This is a genomic window from Stenotrophomonas sp. 364, from assembly GCF_009832905.1.
GTDB classification, from domain to species: domain Bacteria; phylum Pseudomonadota; class Gammaproteobacteria; order Xanthomonadales; family Xanthomonadaceae; genus Stenotrophomonas; species Stenotrophomonas maltophilia_AP.
Map to the genome: position 1 here is coordinate 2,136,894 of NZ_CP047135.1, position 17,422 is coordinate 2,154,315.

General features: G+C 68.3%; 13 protein-coding genes. All 13 read right to left on the bottom strand.

Annotated elements, in window-relative coordinates; translation table 11 throughout:
• Nucleotides 1-136: 136 nt before the first annotated feature.
• Complete coding sequence (locus GQ674_RS09800; RefSeq protein WP_128095839.1) at nt 137-901, bottom strand: SapC family protein; 765 nt, start codon at nt 899-901, stop codon at nt 137-139.
• Between the two features lie 138 nt (nt 902-1,039).
• Nucleotides 1,040-1,927 (bottom strand): hypothetical protein, encoded by an 888-nt coding sequence (locus GQ674_RS09805; RefSeq protein WP_159496917.1) that lies wholly within the window; start codon nt 1,925-1,927, stop codon nt 1,040-1,042.
• Nucleotides 1,928-1,967: 40 nt separating this feature from the next.
• Nucleotides 1,968-2,753, bottom strand: coding sequence for a CDP-diacylglycerol diphosphatase (locus tag GQ674_RS09810; RefSeq protein ID WP_236546250.1), 786 nt, complete (start codon nt 2,751-2,753; stop codon nt 1,968-1,970).
• Between the two features lie 128 nt (nt 2,754-2,881).
• A complete protein-coding gene (locus GQ674_RS09815) occupies nt 2,882-4,579 on the bottom strand; it encodes a DUF2235 domain-containing protein (RefSeq protein WP_159496918.1) in 1,698 nt (565 codons plus the stop codon).
• 69 nt (nt 4,580-4,648) lie between these two features.
• Nucleotides 4,649-5,155, bottom strand: a complete 507-nt coding sequence (locus GQ674_RS09820) for a hypothetical protein (protein WP_159496919.1) — start codon at nt 5,153-5,155, stop codon at nt 4,649-4,651.
• A 46-nt stretch (nt 5,156-5,201) separates the two neighbouring features.
• On the bottom strand, nt 5,202-6,059 hold the full coding sequence (locus GQ674_RS09825) for a DUF4123 domain-containing protein (RefSeq protein ID WP_159496920.1): 858 nt from the start codon (nt 6,057-6,059) through the stop codon (nt 5,202-5,204).
• Between the two features lie 3 nt (nt 6,060-6,062).
• Nucleotides 6,063-8,852 carry a type VI secretion system Vgr family protein gene (locus GQ674_RS09830; protein ID WP_159496921.1) on the bottom strand — a complete coding sequence of 930 codons (2,790 nt, stop codon included), beginning with the start codon at nt 8,850-8,852 and terminating at the stop codon, nt 6,063-6,065.
• Between the two features lie 141 nt (nt 8,853-8,993).
• The gene (locus GQ674_RS09835) at nt 8,994-9,626 is read right to left on the bottom strand and encodes a decarboxylase (protein ID WP_201290240.1); all 633 of its coding nucleotides are present in this window, start codon (nt 9,624-9,626) and stop codon (nt 8,994-8,996) included.
• A gap of 55 nt (nt 9,627-9,681) precedes the next feature.
• Nucleotides 9,682-10,284: a hypothetical protein gene (locus tag GQ674_RS09840; RefSeq protein WP_159496922.1), complete on the bottom strand. Its 603-nt coding sequence runs from the start codon at nt 10,282-10,284 to the stop codon at nt 9,682-9,684.
• 8 nt (nt 10,285-10,292) lie between these two features.
• Complete coding sequence (locus GQ674_RS09845; protein WP_159496923.1) at nt 10,293-12,476, bottom strand: SH3 domain-containing protein; 2,184 nt, start codon at nt 12,474-12,476, stop codon at nt 10,293-10,295.
• Nucleotides 12,469-13,878 (bottom strand): hypothetical protein, encoded by a 1,410-nt coding sequence (locus GQ674_RS09850; RefSeq protein ID WP_159496924.1) that lies wholly within the window; start codon nt 13,876-13,878, stop codon nt 12,469-12,471. Before GQ674_RS09850 ends, GQ674_RS09845 begins: the two co-directional genes overlap by 8 nt.
• Nucleotides 13,879-13,880: 2 nt before the next feature.
• A complete protein-coding gene (locus GQ674_RS09855; protein ID WP_159496925.1) occupies nt 13,881-14,474 on the bottom strand; it encodes a hypothetical protein in 594 nt (197 codons plus the stop codon).
• Between the two features lie 2 nt (nt 14,475-14,476).
• The gene (locus GQ674_RS09860; RefSeq protein WP_328803877.1) at nt 14,477-17,197 is read right to left on the bottom strand and encodes a type VI secretion system Vgr family protein; all 2,721 of its coding nucleotides are present in this window, start codon (nt 17,195-17,197) and stop codon (nt 14,477-14,479) included.
• Nucleotides 17,198-17,422: the final 225 nt, after the last annotated feature.

Below are 17,422 nucleotides of genomic sequence, written 5' to 3' on the forward strand. Positions count from 1 at the left end.
CAGCGCCCGACCCGCCGACGGCCGCGTCTGGAAAGCGTCAAGGAACGTTTTTGCCTGCCCCGCAGAGGGGCGAAGAACCAAACAAAAACGGCGACCCTGCGGTCGCCGTCGTGATGCATCCCCCTGGCTGGTGCGATCAGGCCTTGGCAGCGGCCTGCAGGCTCTGCCGCTGGACCAGCGCGTTGAAGCGCGACAGCGAGCTGAGGTGGTGGTGCACCAGCGCCAGGTAGCCATTGCGGTGCCAGGCCAGCACGATGTCATCGGGCAGCTTGGACAGCTTTTCCACGTCGACCACGTGGAACCCGTTCACCGACATCTGCTCGCCGTTGTTCAGGGTCACATCGATGCTGCGCTCCACCAGCAGGTCCTGGGCCAGGATCGCCGCGGTGAACTGACGGGTTGCCTCGTGTTCGCGGGTGAAATCGCCGCAGAAACGCATGGCGTTGTCGACCAGTTCGGTGGCCTTGCCGTCCACGAACAGGGGCTCGCCTTCGTCACTGGTGCCCTTGTTGACATGCTCGGCTTCGGCGTCGATGGCCAGCAGGTAGTCACCGTTGGTATCGGCCTGCATGAACACGAACGGGTACCGGCGCACGTAGGCGGGGGCGTAGGTGTCTTCGGCCCACTTGTCCCCGTCGATGAACAGGTTGCTGCGGGCAAGGCCCACGGCCACGATCGGCGCAGCGTCCTTGCCGGTGAACAGGATCGGGAAATGCTGGGCCGCCAGGCCGAACTCGCCCACCACGGCCGGAATGGCATTGGTTTCGGCCGCAAAGGCCACGGTGCCCTGCACCAGGCGCCAATTGGCGTGCTTGTCCGATTGCAGCGGCAGCGGCTGGCGGTAGAACAGCGGGCCGGCGGCCTGGGCCTGCGCCGGAGGGGTAGTGGTTTCAGCAGTCATGGAATAGGTCAGGTACGACGCGCCAGACAGCCCGGGCGCGAAAGCGGGCACCGCATTGATCGGTCACTATAGCGTGGCTCCATGACGATTTGCGCCGTGCCGGAAGGCATGGAGGGCAGCCGGCGCGGCGGTCATCGCCTAGAGCGCGGTGAACTCGCTGCACTCGGGCAGCGGCGTATCCGGCTGGTAGCGGCCGCCATCGAAGCGCAGCACCCGCTGGTAGGAGCAGGTCCGGTCGGTCTGGGTGCGCAGGTCCTGCTTGCGCAGCGGTGCGCGCGCCTGGGAATCCTGCAGCCGCGACGCCCCTGCCGGGAAACGGGTGGCGGTGGTGGTGTAGCGCAGCACCGGCATGCCCTCCCCGGCCGGGTCCAGGTGCAGCACGCCGGCGAAGCTGTACTGGTCATGGCAGGCGCCCGCGCGCCGGGCGGTGTCCTGTTCACCGAAGCAGGCACGAATCATGGCGTGGCCGTCCGCGGGAAGCGTCAGCACGTCCGGATCGATCTGGATGCCATCGTCCATGTGGCGGATACGGCTCAGCACCAGGGTGGACGCGCCGGCATCCCCGCCGGAGTACATCGTCGTCACACTGCGCTGTACGCCCACCAGGACGTTTTCCAGGGCCGCCTGCTGCGGGTCGGTCGGCCTCTGCCCCGCGTCGGCCCCGGGCGCCAGGCGCACGATGAACGGCCATGGCGTATCGGTGCCGGTGGCGTCGGCACCGGCGGTATCCAGCGGGATGAACCAGGCATGGGGCTCGGCCGCACCGGGCAGGTGGTGCTCGATCTCCAGCTGCGACGCCCGCTCGTCGCCCTCGCGGGCGGTGCGCACACACCACTGCCGGTCGGCCGTGCAGAAGCGTGCCGACGCGTCCTCAGCGCCCGCCTGCGCGGCGGGCTGCTCGATCAGCGCCTCCAGCCGGTTGCCGGCACGGTCGTGCACCGGTGCGGACGCCGCTGCGTTGCTGATGGCCGCCAACACCACCGCCATGGCGGCAAAACGGGTCCTGCGCTGCAACGTCCCTGGCATGTGCTGCATCCTGTCGTAAACGAACAGCATAGCGCAGAGTTCAGCGCACCCCGTCGAGCGCGTCCTGCGCGCCGGTCACTGCCGCACAGGCATGGTCCTGCAGTTCTTCGCCGCTGGCATCGTTGCCCTGTGCTGCATCCAGCTGCGTGGCCAGCAGCAGGAACCCAGGGCTGCCATCACTGGCGTGGGCCCCCGCCACCACCAGCGACCACTGGCCGAGGTCCTGCACACCGGCCAGTTCGCTGGCCAGAAGCCGCACCGGATCGACCGTCAACGTCTCCCCCGCCACCCGCCGCGCCTGGTAGCGGTGGCCCCGCAGCGGCTCCGGCAGCGGTTGCCAGCGCGTCTGGATGCCCGGCCCCATGCGCTGTAGCTGCGCGAGGACATCGGCGCGCAGGCAGTCCACGTGGATGTGCAGTTGGTGCTGCGAGCGCCCGTGCGGCGAGTTCAGCGCCAGGCTGGTGACCTCCCGTGGGAGCGGGCGCCCCAGTGCCTGTGCGGTGCGCCAGCGCTCCTGCCAGGCGGCCGCGAAATAGTTGGGCGCATCGGTGCGCATAAGCAACGGGCTTTCGATGCCGGTCACCCGGTCCAGCGGCAGGAGCAGGTACTGATACTGGCCGTGCGAGTCCTTCAGCACCACGTCGCGGCGTCCGGCTTGCGGGTTGACCGCCACGCAGCTTCCCTGCGGCGGTCCCTGCAGGCGGCAGTCGCGCTGCACGATCCCCCACAGCGCATCGGGATTAACCGGCGGCTTGGCCGGGGGGGGTGCGCTGGCACAGGCAGCCAACAGCAGCAGGACGCAGGGCAGGAACAGTCGGTGGATCACGGGCAGGACTCGGCTACGGCTACCGTCCGGCCCGCTCCGGGCCGGCTCGGCGCGTAGTGTACCCGCTCGCCTTTGACCGCCCTGCGACACGGCACCGCCCTGCTGCCCGTGCCCTCAGGGACCGGGCCTTACGCGGGCTCGGTCTCCGCCTGGGGCGCCGCAGCGCTCTCCTCGATGTCGCCGGGCTTGTACTTGGTATCGCCGAAGTACAGCACCCGCCACATCGCCAGGTTGCCGATGAACCAGTGCGAGATCGAGTCGTGGCCGTAGCCGTCGAAGAAGGTCTCCACCGCTTCGGGCAGCAGCTGCTTGTTGTCCCAGGCATCGAGCATGGTGCGCTCGGCCAAGGTGAGCCGCTTGCCGCGCTCGCGCTTGCGACGCAGGCTGACCATCTTGCCGACCAGGGTGTCGGTCTCGCTGGCCAGGCCCTTGCGCTGCTTCTTGACCTCCGACAGCGCATCGTTGCGTGCGCTCAATTCATCGGACACCCGGTTCCATTCGGCCAGTTGTTCGCTGCTCATGTCGCTTGGACCGCCATCGCGGGCATACGGGTCGCCCAGCTGCGCGCGGCGCCGGCGAAGGGTCTTCACCTCCGCATCCAGCGCATCCTGGCGCTCCTGCAGGCGCTGCATCGACGGCAGCTTGTCGCCGCGCGCCACCCGCACCTTCAACCAGCGGTGCAGCAGCTCCATGTGCGCGGCCTGCACGTCTTCCATGCGCCCCCGCTTCACCCGGACCGCCTGCAGGTAGGCGTTGTACGCCGCCTGCAGCTCGGGATCGGACTTGTCGAACTCCGCGAGAACCTCCGGGTCCAACCGGCTCATCGGGTGCAGCAGCACGCCGCCGGCCAGGGCGATGTCGTACATCTCGTTCAGGGCGAACCGCGCGATGCTGTTCTGGCGCCCCTGGTGCTGCGGATCGTAGCCACCGCCCACGTCGGAGTGCACGCCCGGATACCAGATCTCCTGGGTATTGTCGGGATAGCGTGCATCGTCGCGGGTGGAGTCCAGCGGGAACTGGCCACGCAGTTCGTGCGCGGCGGTCATGTGCACCGACTGCACCACCATCGGCGGGATGCGCATACCCTCGCCCCAGCCGTTATGGCCGTTGCCCGCATTGACGGCGGCGTGCGCCAGCGACGGCCACACCGACACCACCGTGTCGTACAGGCCGGCGAACCCTATCCGCATCGGCACGGTTTTGTTGTACATCCAGGTGCCATCGGGCTGGCGCTTGCACAGCGCCACCAGGTCGCGGATGAACCCACGGGCCTGCGCCGCGCCGCGGGAGAAGCCGAACACCGACACGTTCACCACCACGATACGCATCTGCGCCGCCTGCTGGGAGATGAAGGTATCCAGCTGCTCCAGCGCATGGTCGATTCGCTCGCGCCCGCCCTTGCCGATCGCCAGGCCCAACGTGCCACCGCTGTCGCCCACCTCCGGGCACGGGGTGCCGACCCCGGCCAGGTACGTGGACAGCACGTTGCGGTGGCCATCGATGCGGGCGTTGTATAGGCGGGCGATGTTGGACAGGGCGCGTTCGTTTTCCTGCTTGCCCATCTCGGCATCGCGGTTGTTGCCGGTGCCATCGAAATAAATGGTGACCTGCAGCGACTGGCTGCAGCCGGTGGTGGCCTCTTCCTTCTCGGGCAGCGTGCAGCTCTGCGCGGCCTGCCGCTGCTGGCGCTCGGCATCGGTCATCGGCCGGGTACCCCGGGCCAGCCGCGCAGTGCGCGCCGTGGGATCAGCGTCGGCCACCGGCTCGGGCGAGCCGGGTTCCAGGTCAACCTGGCCGGGGATGGCAGTGGGATCAGTTGCGGTCATCGGCAGTGCACTCCTTCATCTACCGGTGCGGGCACCGGATGGCTTCCTTGGAGAACGGGCAACACGTACTTACAGGCCCTGGTTCGCGATATGGCCCTCGGGGATCTTCTCGCGGCGCAGGTCCCAGGGGTCCTTGCCGCGCTCGAGCAGTTCGGCCTCGACGTGACCGTCCTGGTAGAAGTGCAGCAGCAGTGTGTGCGGGTCGGCCGGATACGGCTGGCGCACCGTCACCTGCGCCGACCTCGGCTCCAGTGGTCCGACCTTCTCATACGTATTGGACTTCAGGTCGTAACGGCCGGACAGCTCCCAGCTGACGTTGAGCGTGATCGGTTTGTCAGTGCGTGGCGCCAGCGGACCCATCACCGAACCACTGTTGGTATAGGCCGATATTCCGCCCATCCACTTGCCATCCACCCGCGTGTCGTACAGATAGCGGTCGCTGTAATTGAACGCGAACAGCGTCAGGTACGGCGACTTCGGTTTGCTCTTGGCCATCGCACGCGAGCAACCCGCGCCGATCAGCACGATGGCGAGCGCCGCGAGCGCGATCCAGGTAAACGACTTCAGACTCAACATGCACGCTCCACGAGAAACAGACCAACGGTGTACGAACGGGACGGCATCACCAGCTTTCCTCCATCGGCCAGACCGCATCGCCGATCTGCTTTGCGGTGCGGCGGCCATCGGCGAAGTCCTGCAATCGCTGCTGCCAGGCCGGGTCGTCGGCCAGGTCATCGCCAGCCAGCAACGCCCAGGTACACACCATCAGCACCCGTCGGCTGTCTTCGATGCCGAACCGGGCGGCCAGCGCCACCGCGCCGCGCAGGAACCGGTACCAGTTGGCCGATGGCAGGCGATCGAGCAGTTCCGGATCGGTCAGCTGGTAGTGCTCGATCAAGGTATAGGGGTAGGCGGAATCGATCAGCACACGACGCTGCTCGGCTTCCAACGTCCACGGCAGCAGGTGCGGATCGATGGCCGGACAGGTTAGCGCCAGGGTGTCCCAGCGATGATCGTGGGTCACGTAATGCCAGCGCTCCCCCACCGCGAGAAAGGCGTCGCGCTGCTCGGGGTCCAGCGCCTGCACCCACCAGGGCAGCACGCGCCCGTCGTAGAAGCGGGCCAGGAATTCCTTGCCGTTGGGGTACCGCGCATCCAGCCGGCGCGACAGGCGCTGCAGCAGCACGTCCTGCGTCAACCCGGACTCGATCACCGTGGCGGCTCCCAGTGCCCTGGCATGGCCGTCCAGGCGGAGCAGCACGGCCTCCGCCGGCAGCTCAGGGGGCAGCCGGGACAGATACACCGAGGTATCGGCGCTGCCATCGGCCAGCAGCCCATCGAACAGGCGCGACGCCGCATGCGGCAGGAACTGCAGCACGGCCTGTGGTGCATCGCACTGGGCGCCGTCGAGCAGTAGATAGCGATGCAGCCCCGTCGCCAAGGGCTGCCACTGCGTGCGCGGGAAGGTCGTCGGCACCATGGATCAGCCCTTCGGGGTCAACGGCGCGGCACGCTGCGCGGCCAACAGCAGGCATTCCTTGCACACCGACTGCGGGAACACCGGCAGCGGATAGTTGCCGCTGCCGCCGGGTTGGAACGACTTGCGCGCCGCATGCACGGTGATGGTGCCCGGCGCGGTGAAGGTGATGTTGCCCTGTTCGATGGTGAGACTGGCACCACCGGCCGTGGCCACATGGAGCGTGCGCCCGGCGGCCAGTTCCAGCGCGGCCTGGGCGCTGGCGCCGTGCAGCGCCGCCTGCGACTGCACCCGGATCTCGTCATTCTGCGCCAGCAGTTCCAGCGTCCCGGTGCCGCTGACCACGCTCAGCGTAGTGGCCTGCGCACCTTTACCGGTGCGCGCCGCCGCAAGCACGCCCAGCGCCTGGCGGCTGTGCCAGCGTGCCTGGCCCATCACCACGGTTTCGCTGGCCAGGCCGCTGCCCAAGGTGAGCGTCTCGCCCTGCGCCCACTGCAGCGACTGCCCGGCCACGTGCGCGATGCCCGCGGGTGCGGCGATGCCCAGCAACGGGTCGCCGGTGTGCGGCACGCGGCCGTCGCCGGCCGCGGCATCGCGGTCCGGGGCGGCCCCACGCGCATCGGGGTAAGCCGCGCCCGTTACCGCGGTACGGGTGCTGCGCAGCAACGCCTGCAGCGGCGCGGCATCGGTCACCAGCCGGGAGTGCGCCGGGCGCAGCACGCCTTCACTGTCGGCCAGACGCACCGTTTGATGCGTGCCGGCGGCCACCGCAAACGTACTGCCCAGCGTATCCAGCTGGGTCAGCAGGGCGACCGGCGCCGAGGCGGTGCCCGCGGCGCTGGTAGCGCCCGCATAGGCACTGAGCCACAGCCCGGCCTGCCCACGCACGCTGCCCCAGGCATCGCTGCGCAGTTCAAACCCTTCGCCGCGCAGGCTGCCGCGGTAGTTGTCGGCCTGGTGGACCAGATGGCCCAGGCTCAGGCCGCTGGACGCCTGCGTGGTCGCCAGCTGCAGCCGCAGCTGGGCATCGCTGTCGTCGAACAGCAGGCGGCTGTAACCCTGCCCGCCCCACTCGCGGGACTGCACGCCCCACATCGCCCCGGCATGTCGATGCGCATCCTCACCGCCGCCGGCGGCGTGCCAGGCCGGCGCATGGCCGCCGCTGAGGTTGCCCTGCGCGCTGGCCACGGCATCGCCGGCCTGCGCATAGGCACTGGTATCGGCCTCGGCGCTGCGGCCGCCCGGGGTCGGCACGGTACCGGCCTCACCCTGGCCGTTGTAGAGGCTGCCCAGTACCACCGGACGATCGATGTCGCCCTCCAGGAAGCCCACCAGGACCTCCTGCCCCACGCGCGGCACGAACTGGCTGCCAACGCCCGGCCCCGCATAGCGCTGGGCCACGCGCAGCCAGGTGCTGTCGGCACTCGCGCCCGCCGCGCTCTGGAAATGGAAACGAACCCGGATCCGCCCGAGGCTGTCGGCATGCACGTCGCGCGCGCCCTCCGTGCTGACCCCGGGCGCGGCCACCACCACGGCCGTCTGGTAGCCCGGTGCCAACGGCCGCGGGTTCAGTCGCGCACCACTGTCGTCGAACAACACCGGCCGCCAGGCCAGGTCGCGTGCCTGGGCGTCGAAGGTATTGGTGTAGCCGTGCGTCTGTGCGGCCCCGGAACTGTCTGCGGACGCCTCGGCGGCGTCCACCGGCTGAAGCCCTGCAAGTGCCTCGCGCAGGTCCACCGGCAAATTGTTGATTCCCACATGCCGCACCCGGGTCAACACGAGTTCGGCAGGCGCGTTCCCGGGCAACCCGGTCACCGTCATCCACTGGCCGGCCGTGGCGCTGCGCAGCGTGCTACGCCCCTGCCACTGCTGGGCCTGCGCCTCGCCCGCCTGGGCCATCAGCCCGGCGTAACGATCCGCTTCCACACTGTCGGCAAAGCTGTAGGCACCGGACGGGTCATAGACCTCACGCGCCTCCCCTTGGCCGCCGCCTTCCAACGGCACGCCGGCGGCGAGCGAACGGCTGGCCTTGTAATCATCACTGTGCAGCGTCAGGCGCTGGGCGCCCAGGCGACGCCGGCGGCCAACGGCCTGCACGGTGTCATCGGCTTCGGTGGCATCGGCACGGTGGAAACGCACCCCGCCGCCCGCCTGCGACACCGGGTCCTGTGCCTGCGCGGCCACATCGGCAAACAGCACCAGCACGTGGCCACCTGGATCCTGCCCGCTGTCTTCCACCCGCCAGCCCAGCCCTTCTTCGGCAAGCAGTCGCTGGATGAAGGCCAGGTCGGTCTCGCGATATTGCACGCAGTAGCTGCGCGGTCGCGCGCCCTTGAGAAAATCCGCCGCTTCCCCGCTCCAGCGCCACAGCAGCTGGCCAGCGTGGTCGCCCAATACGGTGTCGACGATCTGCTGCACGTCCATGTTCTGGAATACGCGGCTGCGGCGGCCGTACTCCAACCGGCAACTGGCGTCACGCAGCACCACGCGGTAGCGCGCCAGGCCGCCATCGTCCGCCAGCAGGTGCGCTTCGGTGATGAGGCCATGCCGGGGCAGCCAGCGACCATCGGCCAGCCGGGTCTGCAGGCAGGCAGCGCTGCCCAGCCACGTCTCCAGGGGCAGGTCGGCATCGAGCGCCAACAGCAGTACCTCGTAGCGGAACCCGTGCGAGAGCTGTTCTTCACCCTGCCAGCGGTCCACCAGCACCATCGGCGCATCCGGCAACTGCATCCGGTACAGACGTTCCCCATCCAACAACCGGGCCGCCTGTGTCATCAGGTTCCGCATTGCTTCCATGGCTCACCTTGGCTCGCGCGGCACCGGCATCGCCGGTGTCGCTTCCATCCCCTGTGATCCGACGGTAGCAGATGCAAAACCAACACGCACGCTACGCAAGGCAGCGCCCGTTAAAACTACGTCAACGTGCCGCCAACGTACTCAGTAGGTCGCGTAGGGAACCTCAACCACGACGGGGGCTCCGGGCGACCCCACCGGGCGCAGGGTGAAGCGATCCAGCGAGCCATCTTCGTCGGTGAAGGTGGTCGTCTGGAACTGCAGCGTGTAGCTGCGGCTGCCGGTCTTGACCGTGCCGGCGGCATCGATGCTGGCACCCGGAGGCAGCAGCAGCCCACCCAGGTCGCTGTAGGCCTCGATCGCGTCATGGAAAACGTAGGTGGCCAGTGCACCGTCACGTTTCATTTCGTACACGCGCGGTTCGTAGGGCGGCGGGGTGTCGTTGCCTTCATTGAGCAGGTCCGACACCCAGACGCCGGGCAGGCGGTACTGCGATTCCAGCACGCCCGCGTCCAGCCGGTCGCTGCTCACCACCATGCAGCACACCACGCGCTTGGCTTCCCGGTCCAGGATGGCAAAGCGCGTGCCTTTGGCCGCGCTCGTCGGCAGCATCGCAAACGCCAGGTCGTCCTGTGCCGGCTCGACCCCATTGGCCGAGTGCAGGTTGCGCCAGCCGCCAAAGACCGGGGCCGTGGTCGCGCCCTGTGCCGCGGCATCCAGGGCAACGGAAAGCCCCAGCGCCAACAGCAGCGCCTGCGTGATGTTTCTGCCCTGCATGGGTGTGGGTCCAGTGTTGAAAGCGCCGCCACTATGCGTCAGCGGCGCGGGAGGATCAATTGGTGCCGAAGCGTACGTCGACCGTCTGCGCCGCGCCACCGGTTTCAGGCGTGAGGCGGTAGGTTTCCAGCCCGCCGTCATCGTCGGGCAACGTGTCCACGGTGCGGACCACCGTGTAGGTAGCACCGCCGAAGCTCACCTTGCCCGCACCCGCCGCCTGTGCATCGGCCGGCAGCAACAGGCCGCCCCATTCGCCGCTCTCGGTGAAATGCCCCTCGAACCGGTAGCCCAGCAGGCGACCCACCGGGCGCGCGGCGAACACGTGCGATGCCCCGCTGGCGCCATTGTCCAGCCCACTGGTCAGATCCGATGCCCACACCCTGGGCACCTGGTAGGAATGCTCCAGGGTGGCCTGCTGCAGCCGCGGGCTGGAGACCTCCAGGCAGCAGACCGGCTGCCCCCGGGTCAGGTCCATCACCGTGAAACGGCTGCCTTTGCCAGCATCGGCGGGCAACATCACGAACGCGCTGCGCTGTTCGGACACCGAATACGCCGGCCCGATCGGCAGGCTGCGCCAGCCGCCCGCGGACGGCCCGGCCGCGTGGGCGCTGCCAGCGACGGCAAGCAGGGAAAACACAGCAGCGATGGCGCCTTTCATGGACATGCTCAATTACCTGTTTTGGACCAATGCGGTTCGTCGACCTTGTTCTTGGGGCCGTAGTAGGTCCAGTGATAGACCTTGTACGTGGCGCCTACTTCCTGCAGGTCGCGCTTGCTGGTAATGGCCACCGACACGCCACTGGCGTTCTTGACGGTCTTGCCGATGCCCCACGGGGGATCGAACTTCATGTCGATCGCCTCGCCCCCGTTGTGGTTGGAACTGTAGGGCTTGCCGATCGCACCAGCGGCCCCATACGCCTGGTCCATCTCACGCGCGCCCTTTTTGGCCGCGTCCAGGTCCGGCTTGCCGTTGGCGTCCAGGTGCTCCCAATCGATGTTGACCGGTTCGTCGCCATTCTGCGGCACGAACTTGGGTACCTTGCCCGGGGCCAGCCCCTGCACCACTTCGCGTGCGTAGTACATCAGGTAGGAGCGCTGCGGCGGACGCAGGGTGGTGTTGATGATCACATCGATGCCACCGGCCTTCATCGCCGCGATGAAGCTGCTGGCGCCCTCGCGGAACGGCGACTTGAGGTCGGCCACCTTGGCACTCTGCAGGAACCGGCCATGCCAGTGCTTGCCGCTCTTGCTGGTGGCACCGCCATCGGTGGCCGCGGCATTGGCCTCGCCCAGCGGCGAATAGAAATTGTTGAGCAGCGCGATCGGGTGGATGTGGTACACCTCGGGCGACACCGGGAAGCCGGGCACCTTCGGCTGTACCTTGTCCCACCAGCGCAGATGCTTGATGCGCAGCTTCTCGGCGCTCCACTCGGGCTGGCCACCCAGCATCAGCGGATCCAACGCGTCCCACTTGGCGTCGCTGCCGCCCCATTCGCTTTCGTACTTGGCGATCATCCGGCTCATGGCCTGGGCCATCAGCGGCTGTTCCATCGCCGTGCGCAGCTCGGCCTTGGACAGGTAGCCGCTCTTGTCGGTGTCCAGCTGCTCATAGAGCTTCTTGACCAGCGCGCTCTGGTCGACCTTGTCGGCGCGCATCTTGTAGTCGGTGACCTCATCTGCGCGCAGCGCGCCCATGTTCACCAGCGAGGCCGACAGCATGTCCACCGGCTGGATCTGGCCCTCTTCCACCCAATCGAAGCCCGGCCACGCCCACGGCGACTGCCAGCCGACCTTCGGCATGCCGCTTTCGCAGACCCAGCCGACGTGGATCTTGCCAGCATTCTGGCTGCGCACCGATACACGCCACCACGGCTTGCCATCGGCGTCGACAACGCGGTCTGCCGGCGGGTTCTTCTCCAGCTCGGCGCGGGTCATCACGCGGGCAAAGGCGGCTTCACCACCGGCATCGGGGCCATCCAGCCGCAACGGGAACTTCTTCCACACTTTCATGCCGTCGGCACCGCACGACACCAGCGCCGCACGCTCCACCCACACCGCGTCACCCTGCGGCATGCGCATCTCGCGCCGCTTGTAGTTCAGCTTCTTGGCCAGCTTTTCGTCCAGGGTGCGGTCGGTATCGGCCGGGCCGACGAACCAGCCGGTCCATTCGGCGTCGGGCGCCTTGGCGTAGCGCTTGCTCTTGGATGAGTAGGCGCCCAATGCCTCGCGGTCCATCACCACCAGGCCCGCCTTCTGGATCTTCGCCCACGGACCAATCGCGCCGTCCTTGCCCTGCACAAGTCGCGTATCGGCCGGCCAGGTGGTGTCGTGCGGCACCGGCAGCTTGAGCTTGGCCCCCTTGTCGATCAGGAACAGCGAGCCGGTGTTGGGCGGCAGCAGCGACGCATACTTGCGCGCCGTCTTGACGAACACCGGCAGGTCATTACCGGCAAAGGTCTCGATGTGCACCATCTGTCGCCAGCCACGCTTGGCGCGCGGCTGGGCATCCACGTACTGCTGGTACTCGCCCACGTGGCCGAGCAGCGCACCGGCACTGACCGGAATGGGCTTCTCCGGAATCACCACCTGGTCCAGCGTAAGCGGCGCCTTGGGGCCGGGGTCCAGCTCGGACAGGAACACCCAGCCCTGCGCGGCCGCCGGATCCACCGCCTCACCCGGACGCACCGGCGCGATCTCACCTTCCAGGATGCGGTCGATCTGCGCCCACTTGTCGCCGCGGTTCTTCACCGTGATGCGGGCATCACGCGGCAGCAGCCCGATGCGGGCGCTCTTGCCGCTGGCCTCCTTGCGGATGTTCAGGCCGATGATCGGCGCGGCGGCGTCACTCATGGACCAGCTCCTCGGACGTCACGTTGTCCCATTCCTTGGTCTCGGGTGGGAAGAACCCGAGCAGTTCATTGGCTTCGCTGGAGATACCGTGGCCGCAATCGCAGCCCACCTCTTCCACCTCGGCCGGCGCTTCCGCAGCGGCCTGCACCGGGGGCGGCGGCACCTCCTGTTTGTCCTTGGCGCGCTCGCCCACGACGAACTCGTTGCTGGCATCCCAGTACGCCGGCCGGGCACGCTTGGGATTCTCTTCGTAGCCCTGGAAGTCCAGCAGGTGCATGTACAGGCTGTAGAACACCATCTGCATGCCCGGATCACGCGGCTTGGGCGCATCCGCCGTGTCCGGTTCCTTCTTTGCCGTGCCCGGCGCCGCTGCCGCCGCAGCACCGGTGGTCGCCCCTGCGGCGCCCGCGGCGGCAACACCGCCGGACGGATTGTCGGGCGTGCAGGTCTTGGGCGCGTTCTTCTCGGCCTCGGCCTTGAACAGCGACTCGGCATTGGGCGGCAGCTCGATGCGGTGCCGCACCAGCGCGAAGCCGGACGAATACGCGGCGCTGCGCTGCACCTTCGGGAAGGTGATTTCGGGGTACTTGCGGTTCACCATGTAGGCGACGATCTCGCCATCCTTGATGCAGCGCACGCCATCGGTCTGGTTCAGCACGGTGCCGGTGCCTGCATCAAAATGGATGCCGCCATGCCACAGGCCGCTGGCGCCGATCGGGAAGAACCCGTCGTCGGCCTTGCTCAACGCGCCCTGCAGCGCCGGCAAGCCGATGTACGCGGCACCATCGAGCGCGGTGGTCTTGCCCTGCGGCGGAAACGGATACGACCAGGGCTGCTGCACCTCCACCGGCTCGCAGCAGCCCAGCGCATAGCCGGCGAACTTGGCCATGTACTTGCCCACCGAGGTACCGAAGGCGTCGGTGGCATTGATCGCCCCGCCGGTCTTCAGGAACGCCATCACCGCCGGGGTCTTGTATTTGCCGTCCTTGGGCGTGACCGTGCCGTAACCCTTCAGGTGGGCCGCGGCGATGATCCCTGATTCGGTGACCAGCACTCCGCCGATGGTCTGCCCGATGTACGCGTGCGCGCCATACTTCCGGCCCATGCTGCACAGCCGCCGCACCCAGGCCTGGCCCGCCTTGTCCTGGATGGCCTCGCTGTTGCGGAACACCTGCAGGCTGGTGGCGCCGTCCTTGCCGGTCCACGTGCCGTCCCAGTCCTGGAAGAACTTGCCGTCTTTTTCGTGCTTCTTGCCGTCGTGGTTGAAGTAGCCCAGGTCCATCAGCGCGTCTTCGCCGAACTGGTACTTACCCACGTAGCCGAACTTGTTGATGATCGACAGGTTGCCGCCGCCCTCGGAGGCGAACAACGCATTGAGGAATCCCTGCAGGTCCTTTGCCATGGTCAGTTCCCGGTGCAGAACGCGGTGTAGTCTTCGTCGCTGATCTGCACCGGTGCCAGCTCACTGATGCGATCCATCGCCTCGGCAGGCAGCGTACCCAGCCAATACACCTGACACTTGTCGACCAGGCGACCGGCCATGCGGCCAGTGGCCGGGTCATACAGCGCCACCAGGGTGGTCAGGTTGCACTGGTGCGCCTGGCAGGCGCGGTAGAGCCAGCGTTCGCCGGCCGCGGTCTGGATGCGCTCGCCCTGCGGCTGCGGGCCGCTGCCGATCCGCTCGCGCAGACGCGCATCGCCGAGCGACGCCGCGTCGTTCAGCATGTCGCTGAAGGCCTTGTCCACACGCGCGTCGTACTGCGGGCAGGTTTTACCGCAAACGGCATCCCCCACCAGGTTGAACAGTTCGGTGGCCAGCGGGTCGGTCGCCTCGGCGCCGGGTGCCGCAGCGGGCTCGGCTGCCGGTGTATCCACGGCCACTGCGGCCGCATCACCCTGGGCGGCGGCATCGGCCACCTGGTCTGCCGGCGGCTGTGCCTGGCAGGCGGCCAGCAGCATCGCGCCGGACAGCAGCGATGCGAGAAAAATCCTGTTCATGCTCATCCCGAGAATCCAATGATGCGTTGTTTCTTGAGGTCCCCATGGACCCAGCTCTTGAGCTCGGCCTGGTAATTGCTGGGACCGGTGAACGACTTCTTGCCGGCGTGCACGACGATGTTGCCCGGCGCGGTGAAGGTGATGTTGCCGCCTTCGATGGTCACGCTGGCGCCGCCGGCCGTGGCCACGTGCAGGGTCTTGCCGGCGGACAGGTCGAACTGCGACTGGGCGCTGGCCATCTTCAGCGCGGCCTGCGCCTGGATGCGCAGTTCATCCTGCTGCGCCTGCACGTCCAGCTCACCCTGCCCGGCCACCACGCTCAGCGCAGCAACCGTTGCCGCCTTGCCCTGCACCGCCGTTGCCAGCACGCCCACGCTCTGCGCGGCATGCAGACGCATCTGCCCCATCACCGCCGTTTCGCTGGCCTGCCCACTGCCCAGCGTCAGGGTCTCGCCGATCGCCCAGCCCAGCGCCTGCCCGGCCACATGCACCACGCCGTCGGGCGCGGCCAGGCCAAGCAGTGCATCGCCGACGTGCGGCACCTTGTTTTCACCGGCACCGCCATCACGCTCGGCGGCCTGGCCACGGGCCGGCGCGTACTCGACGCCCTCCACGGTGGTGCGCGCACTGGCCAGCAGCGCGGCCAGCGGTGCCTTGTCCTGCACCAGCCGCGAGCGGTTGGGTTGCTGCGCACCTTCATGCGCGGCCAGCTTGCTGGTCAGGTGGGTGCTGGCCGCCGTTGCGAAGGAGGTGCCCAGCGTCTGCAGCTGGGTCAGCAGCGCGACCGGCTGCGCCGCGTCGCCGGCCTTGCCCTGCGCGCCGCGCGCGTAACCGCTGAGCCACAGCCCCGAGCACGCGCGCAGCGCACCCCAGGCATCACTGCGCAGCTCAAAGCCTTCGCCGCGCAGGCTGCCGCGGAAGTTGTCGGCTTGGTGGATCAGGTGGCCCAGGTTGAGGCTGGTCATCGACTGGGTGGTCAGCAACTGCGCGCGCAACTGGGCGTCACTGTCGTCGAACAGCAGCGCGTTGTAGCCACTGCCGCCCCACTCCTTGGAGCGCACGCCCCACAGTGCACCGGGATGCCGGTGCGCATCGTCGCCGGCGGCAGCCGCGTGCCAGGCCGGGGCATGTCCGCCGGTCACATTGGCCTGCGCACTGGCGCGTGCATCGGCGGCCTGCGCATAGGCGGCGGTGTCACTGCGTGCCGCCTGGCCGGCCGGCGTCGGTGCCACGCCGGCTTCGCCGCGTCCGTTGTAGAGCGCGCCCAGCACCACCGGACGATCGATATCACCGTCGAGGAAGCCGACCAGCACCTCCTGACCGATCCGCGGCAGGAACTGGCTGCCCACGCCGGGGCCGGCATAGCGCTGGGCCACGCGCAGCCACGCACTGTCGCGCGCGGCATCGCCCTGACCGGACTGGAAATGGAACTTGACCCGGATACGCCCAGCCAGATCGGCGTGGACTTCGTGGCTGCCGGCGCCGGCAGCGCTGCCCTGCGCACCCACCACGATCGCGGTCTGGTAGCCCGGCGCCAGCGGGCGCGGGTTCAGGCGCACGCCGGTGTCATCATGCAGCACCGGCCGCCACGGCGTCGTGCGCTGGATCGCGGTGAAGGCATTGGCATAGCCCACCGCTTCGGCGCGCTCGTGCACGGCCGGATCGACCAGATGCGCGGAAGGTGCAGCGCCCAATGCCTGCGCAAGCGACGCCCGCAGGTCCACGGGAAGATTGTTGACGCCCAGATGCCAGACGCCTGTCAGCAGCACCTCCGATGGCGCCGACGCGGGCACCTGGCCGATCCGCAGCCACTGGCCCGCACACAGCGAGCGCACGCTGCTGCGTCCGCGCCACGCCTGGTTGCGTGCTTCGTGCGCCTCGGCCTGCAGACCCGCCAGGCGATCGCCCTCGCTGCTGTCGGCAAACGCATAGGCGCCCGCCGGGTCGTAGGCCTCGCGCGCGGACTGGCTGCCGCCGCCATTGACCGGCACCTGCGCGCCCAGCCCACTGCTGCGCTTGTAGTCACCGCTGAAGACCGTAAGCCGATTGCTGCCCAGCCGGCGCGACTGGCCCAGTGCCTGCACCGTGTCCTCGCTTTCCGTGGCGGCACTGCGATGGAAACGAACACCGCTGCTCGACGAGGTCACGTCTTCCGGCTGCGTCGCGCTGTCGGAGAAGATCACCATGCAGTGGCCTGCGGGCGCCTCGGCGTCGTTCTGCACGCGCCAGCCCAGGCCTTCCTCAGCCAGCAACCGCTGGACGAACGCCGCATCGCTTTCGCGGTACTGCACGCAGTAGCTGCGCTTGCGCTCGGCGCCGAGGAAACCGGCCACTTCATCGCTCCACTGCCAGCGGGCGATGTCCTTGTAGCCGTCGAACACCGACGACAGGATGTCCTGCACGCTGCGCTCCTGGAACACGCGGCTGTGCCGACCGTGCTCCAGCCACCACGTCCACGGGCGCAGGCCGATGCGGTAGCGCGCCACACCGCCATCGCTCCCGAGCAGGGTCGCATCGCTGACCAGCCCCACGCGCTCGATATCGGCACCGCTGGCGGCGCGCGTGGTCAAGGTCGCGCGCTGGCCCAGCCATGCCTCCAGATCGAGGCCGGCATCGAGCGAGAGGAAATCGATCAGGTAATCGAAATGCGTGGACAGCGATTCCTCGCCGCTCCAACGCTCGACCACCAGGTCGCCCGCCCCCGGCAGGGCCAGACGATGCAAGCGCGGGGCACCCGAAAGGCCCGCAACCTGTGCGAATAAAGAGTTCAACGCGTCCAATGCCATCTCTGCCAGCTGTCATCCCGCGGCGCGGGACGTCCTTTCCCAACCGAGAAATGTACCAGAAGCGTCAGAAACCCAACACCGTCGCGTTGGACTCCAGGGCAATCGCGATGGTCATCACACTTTCACGCGACGTACACGACCGAAATACGTCACTGCGCGCAG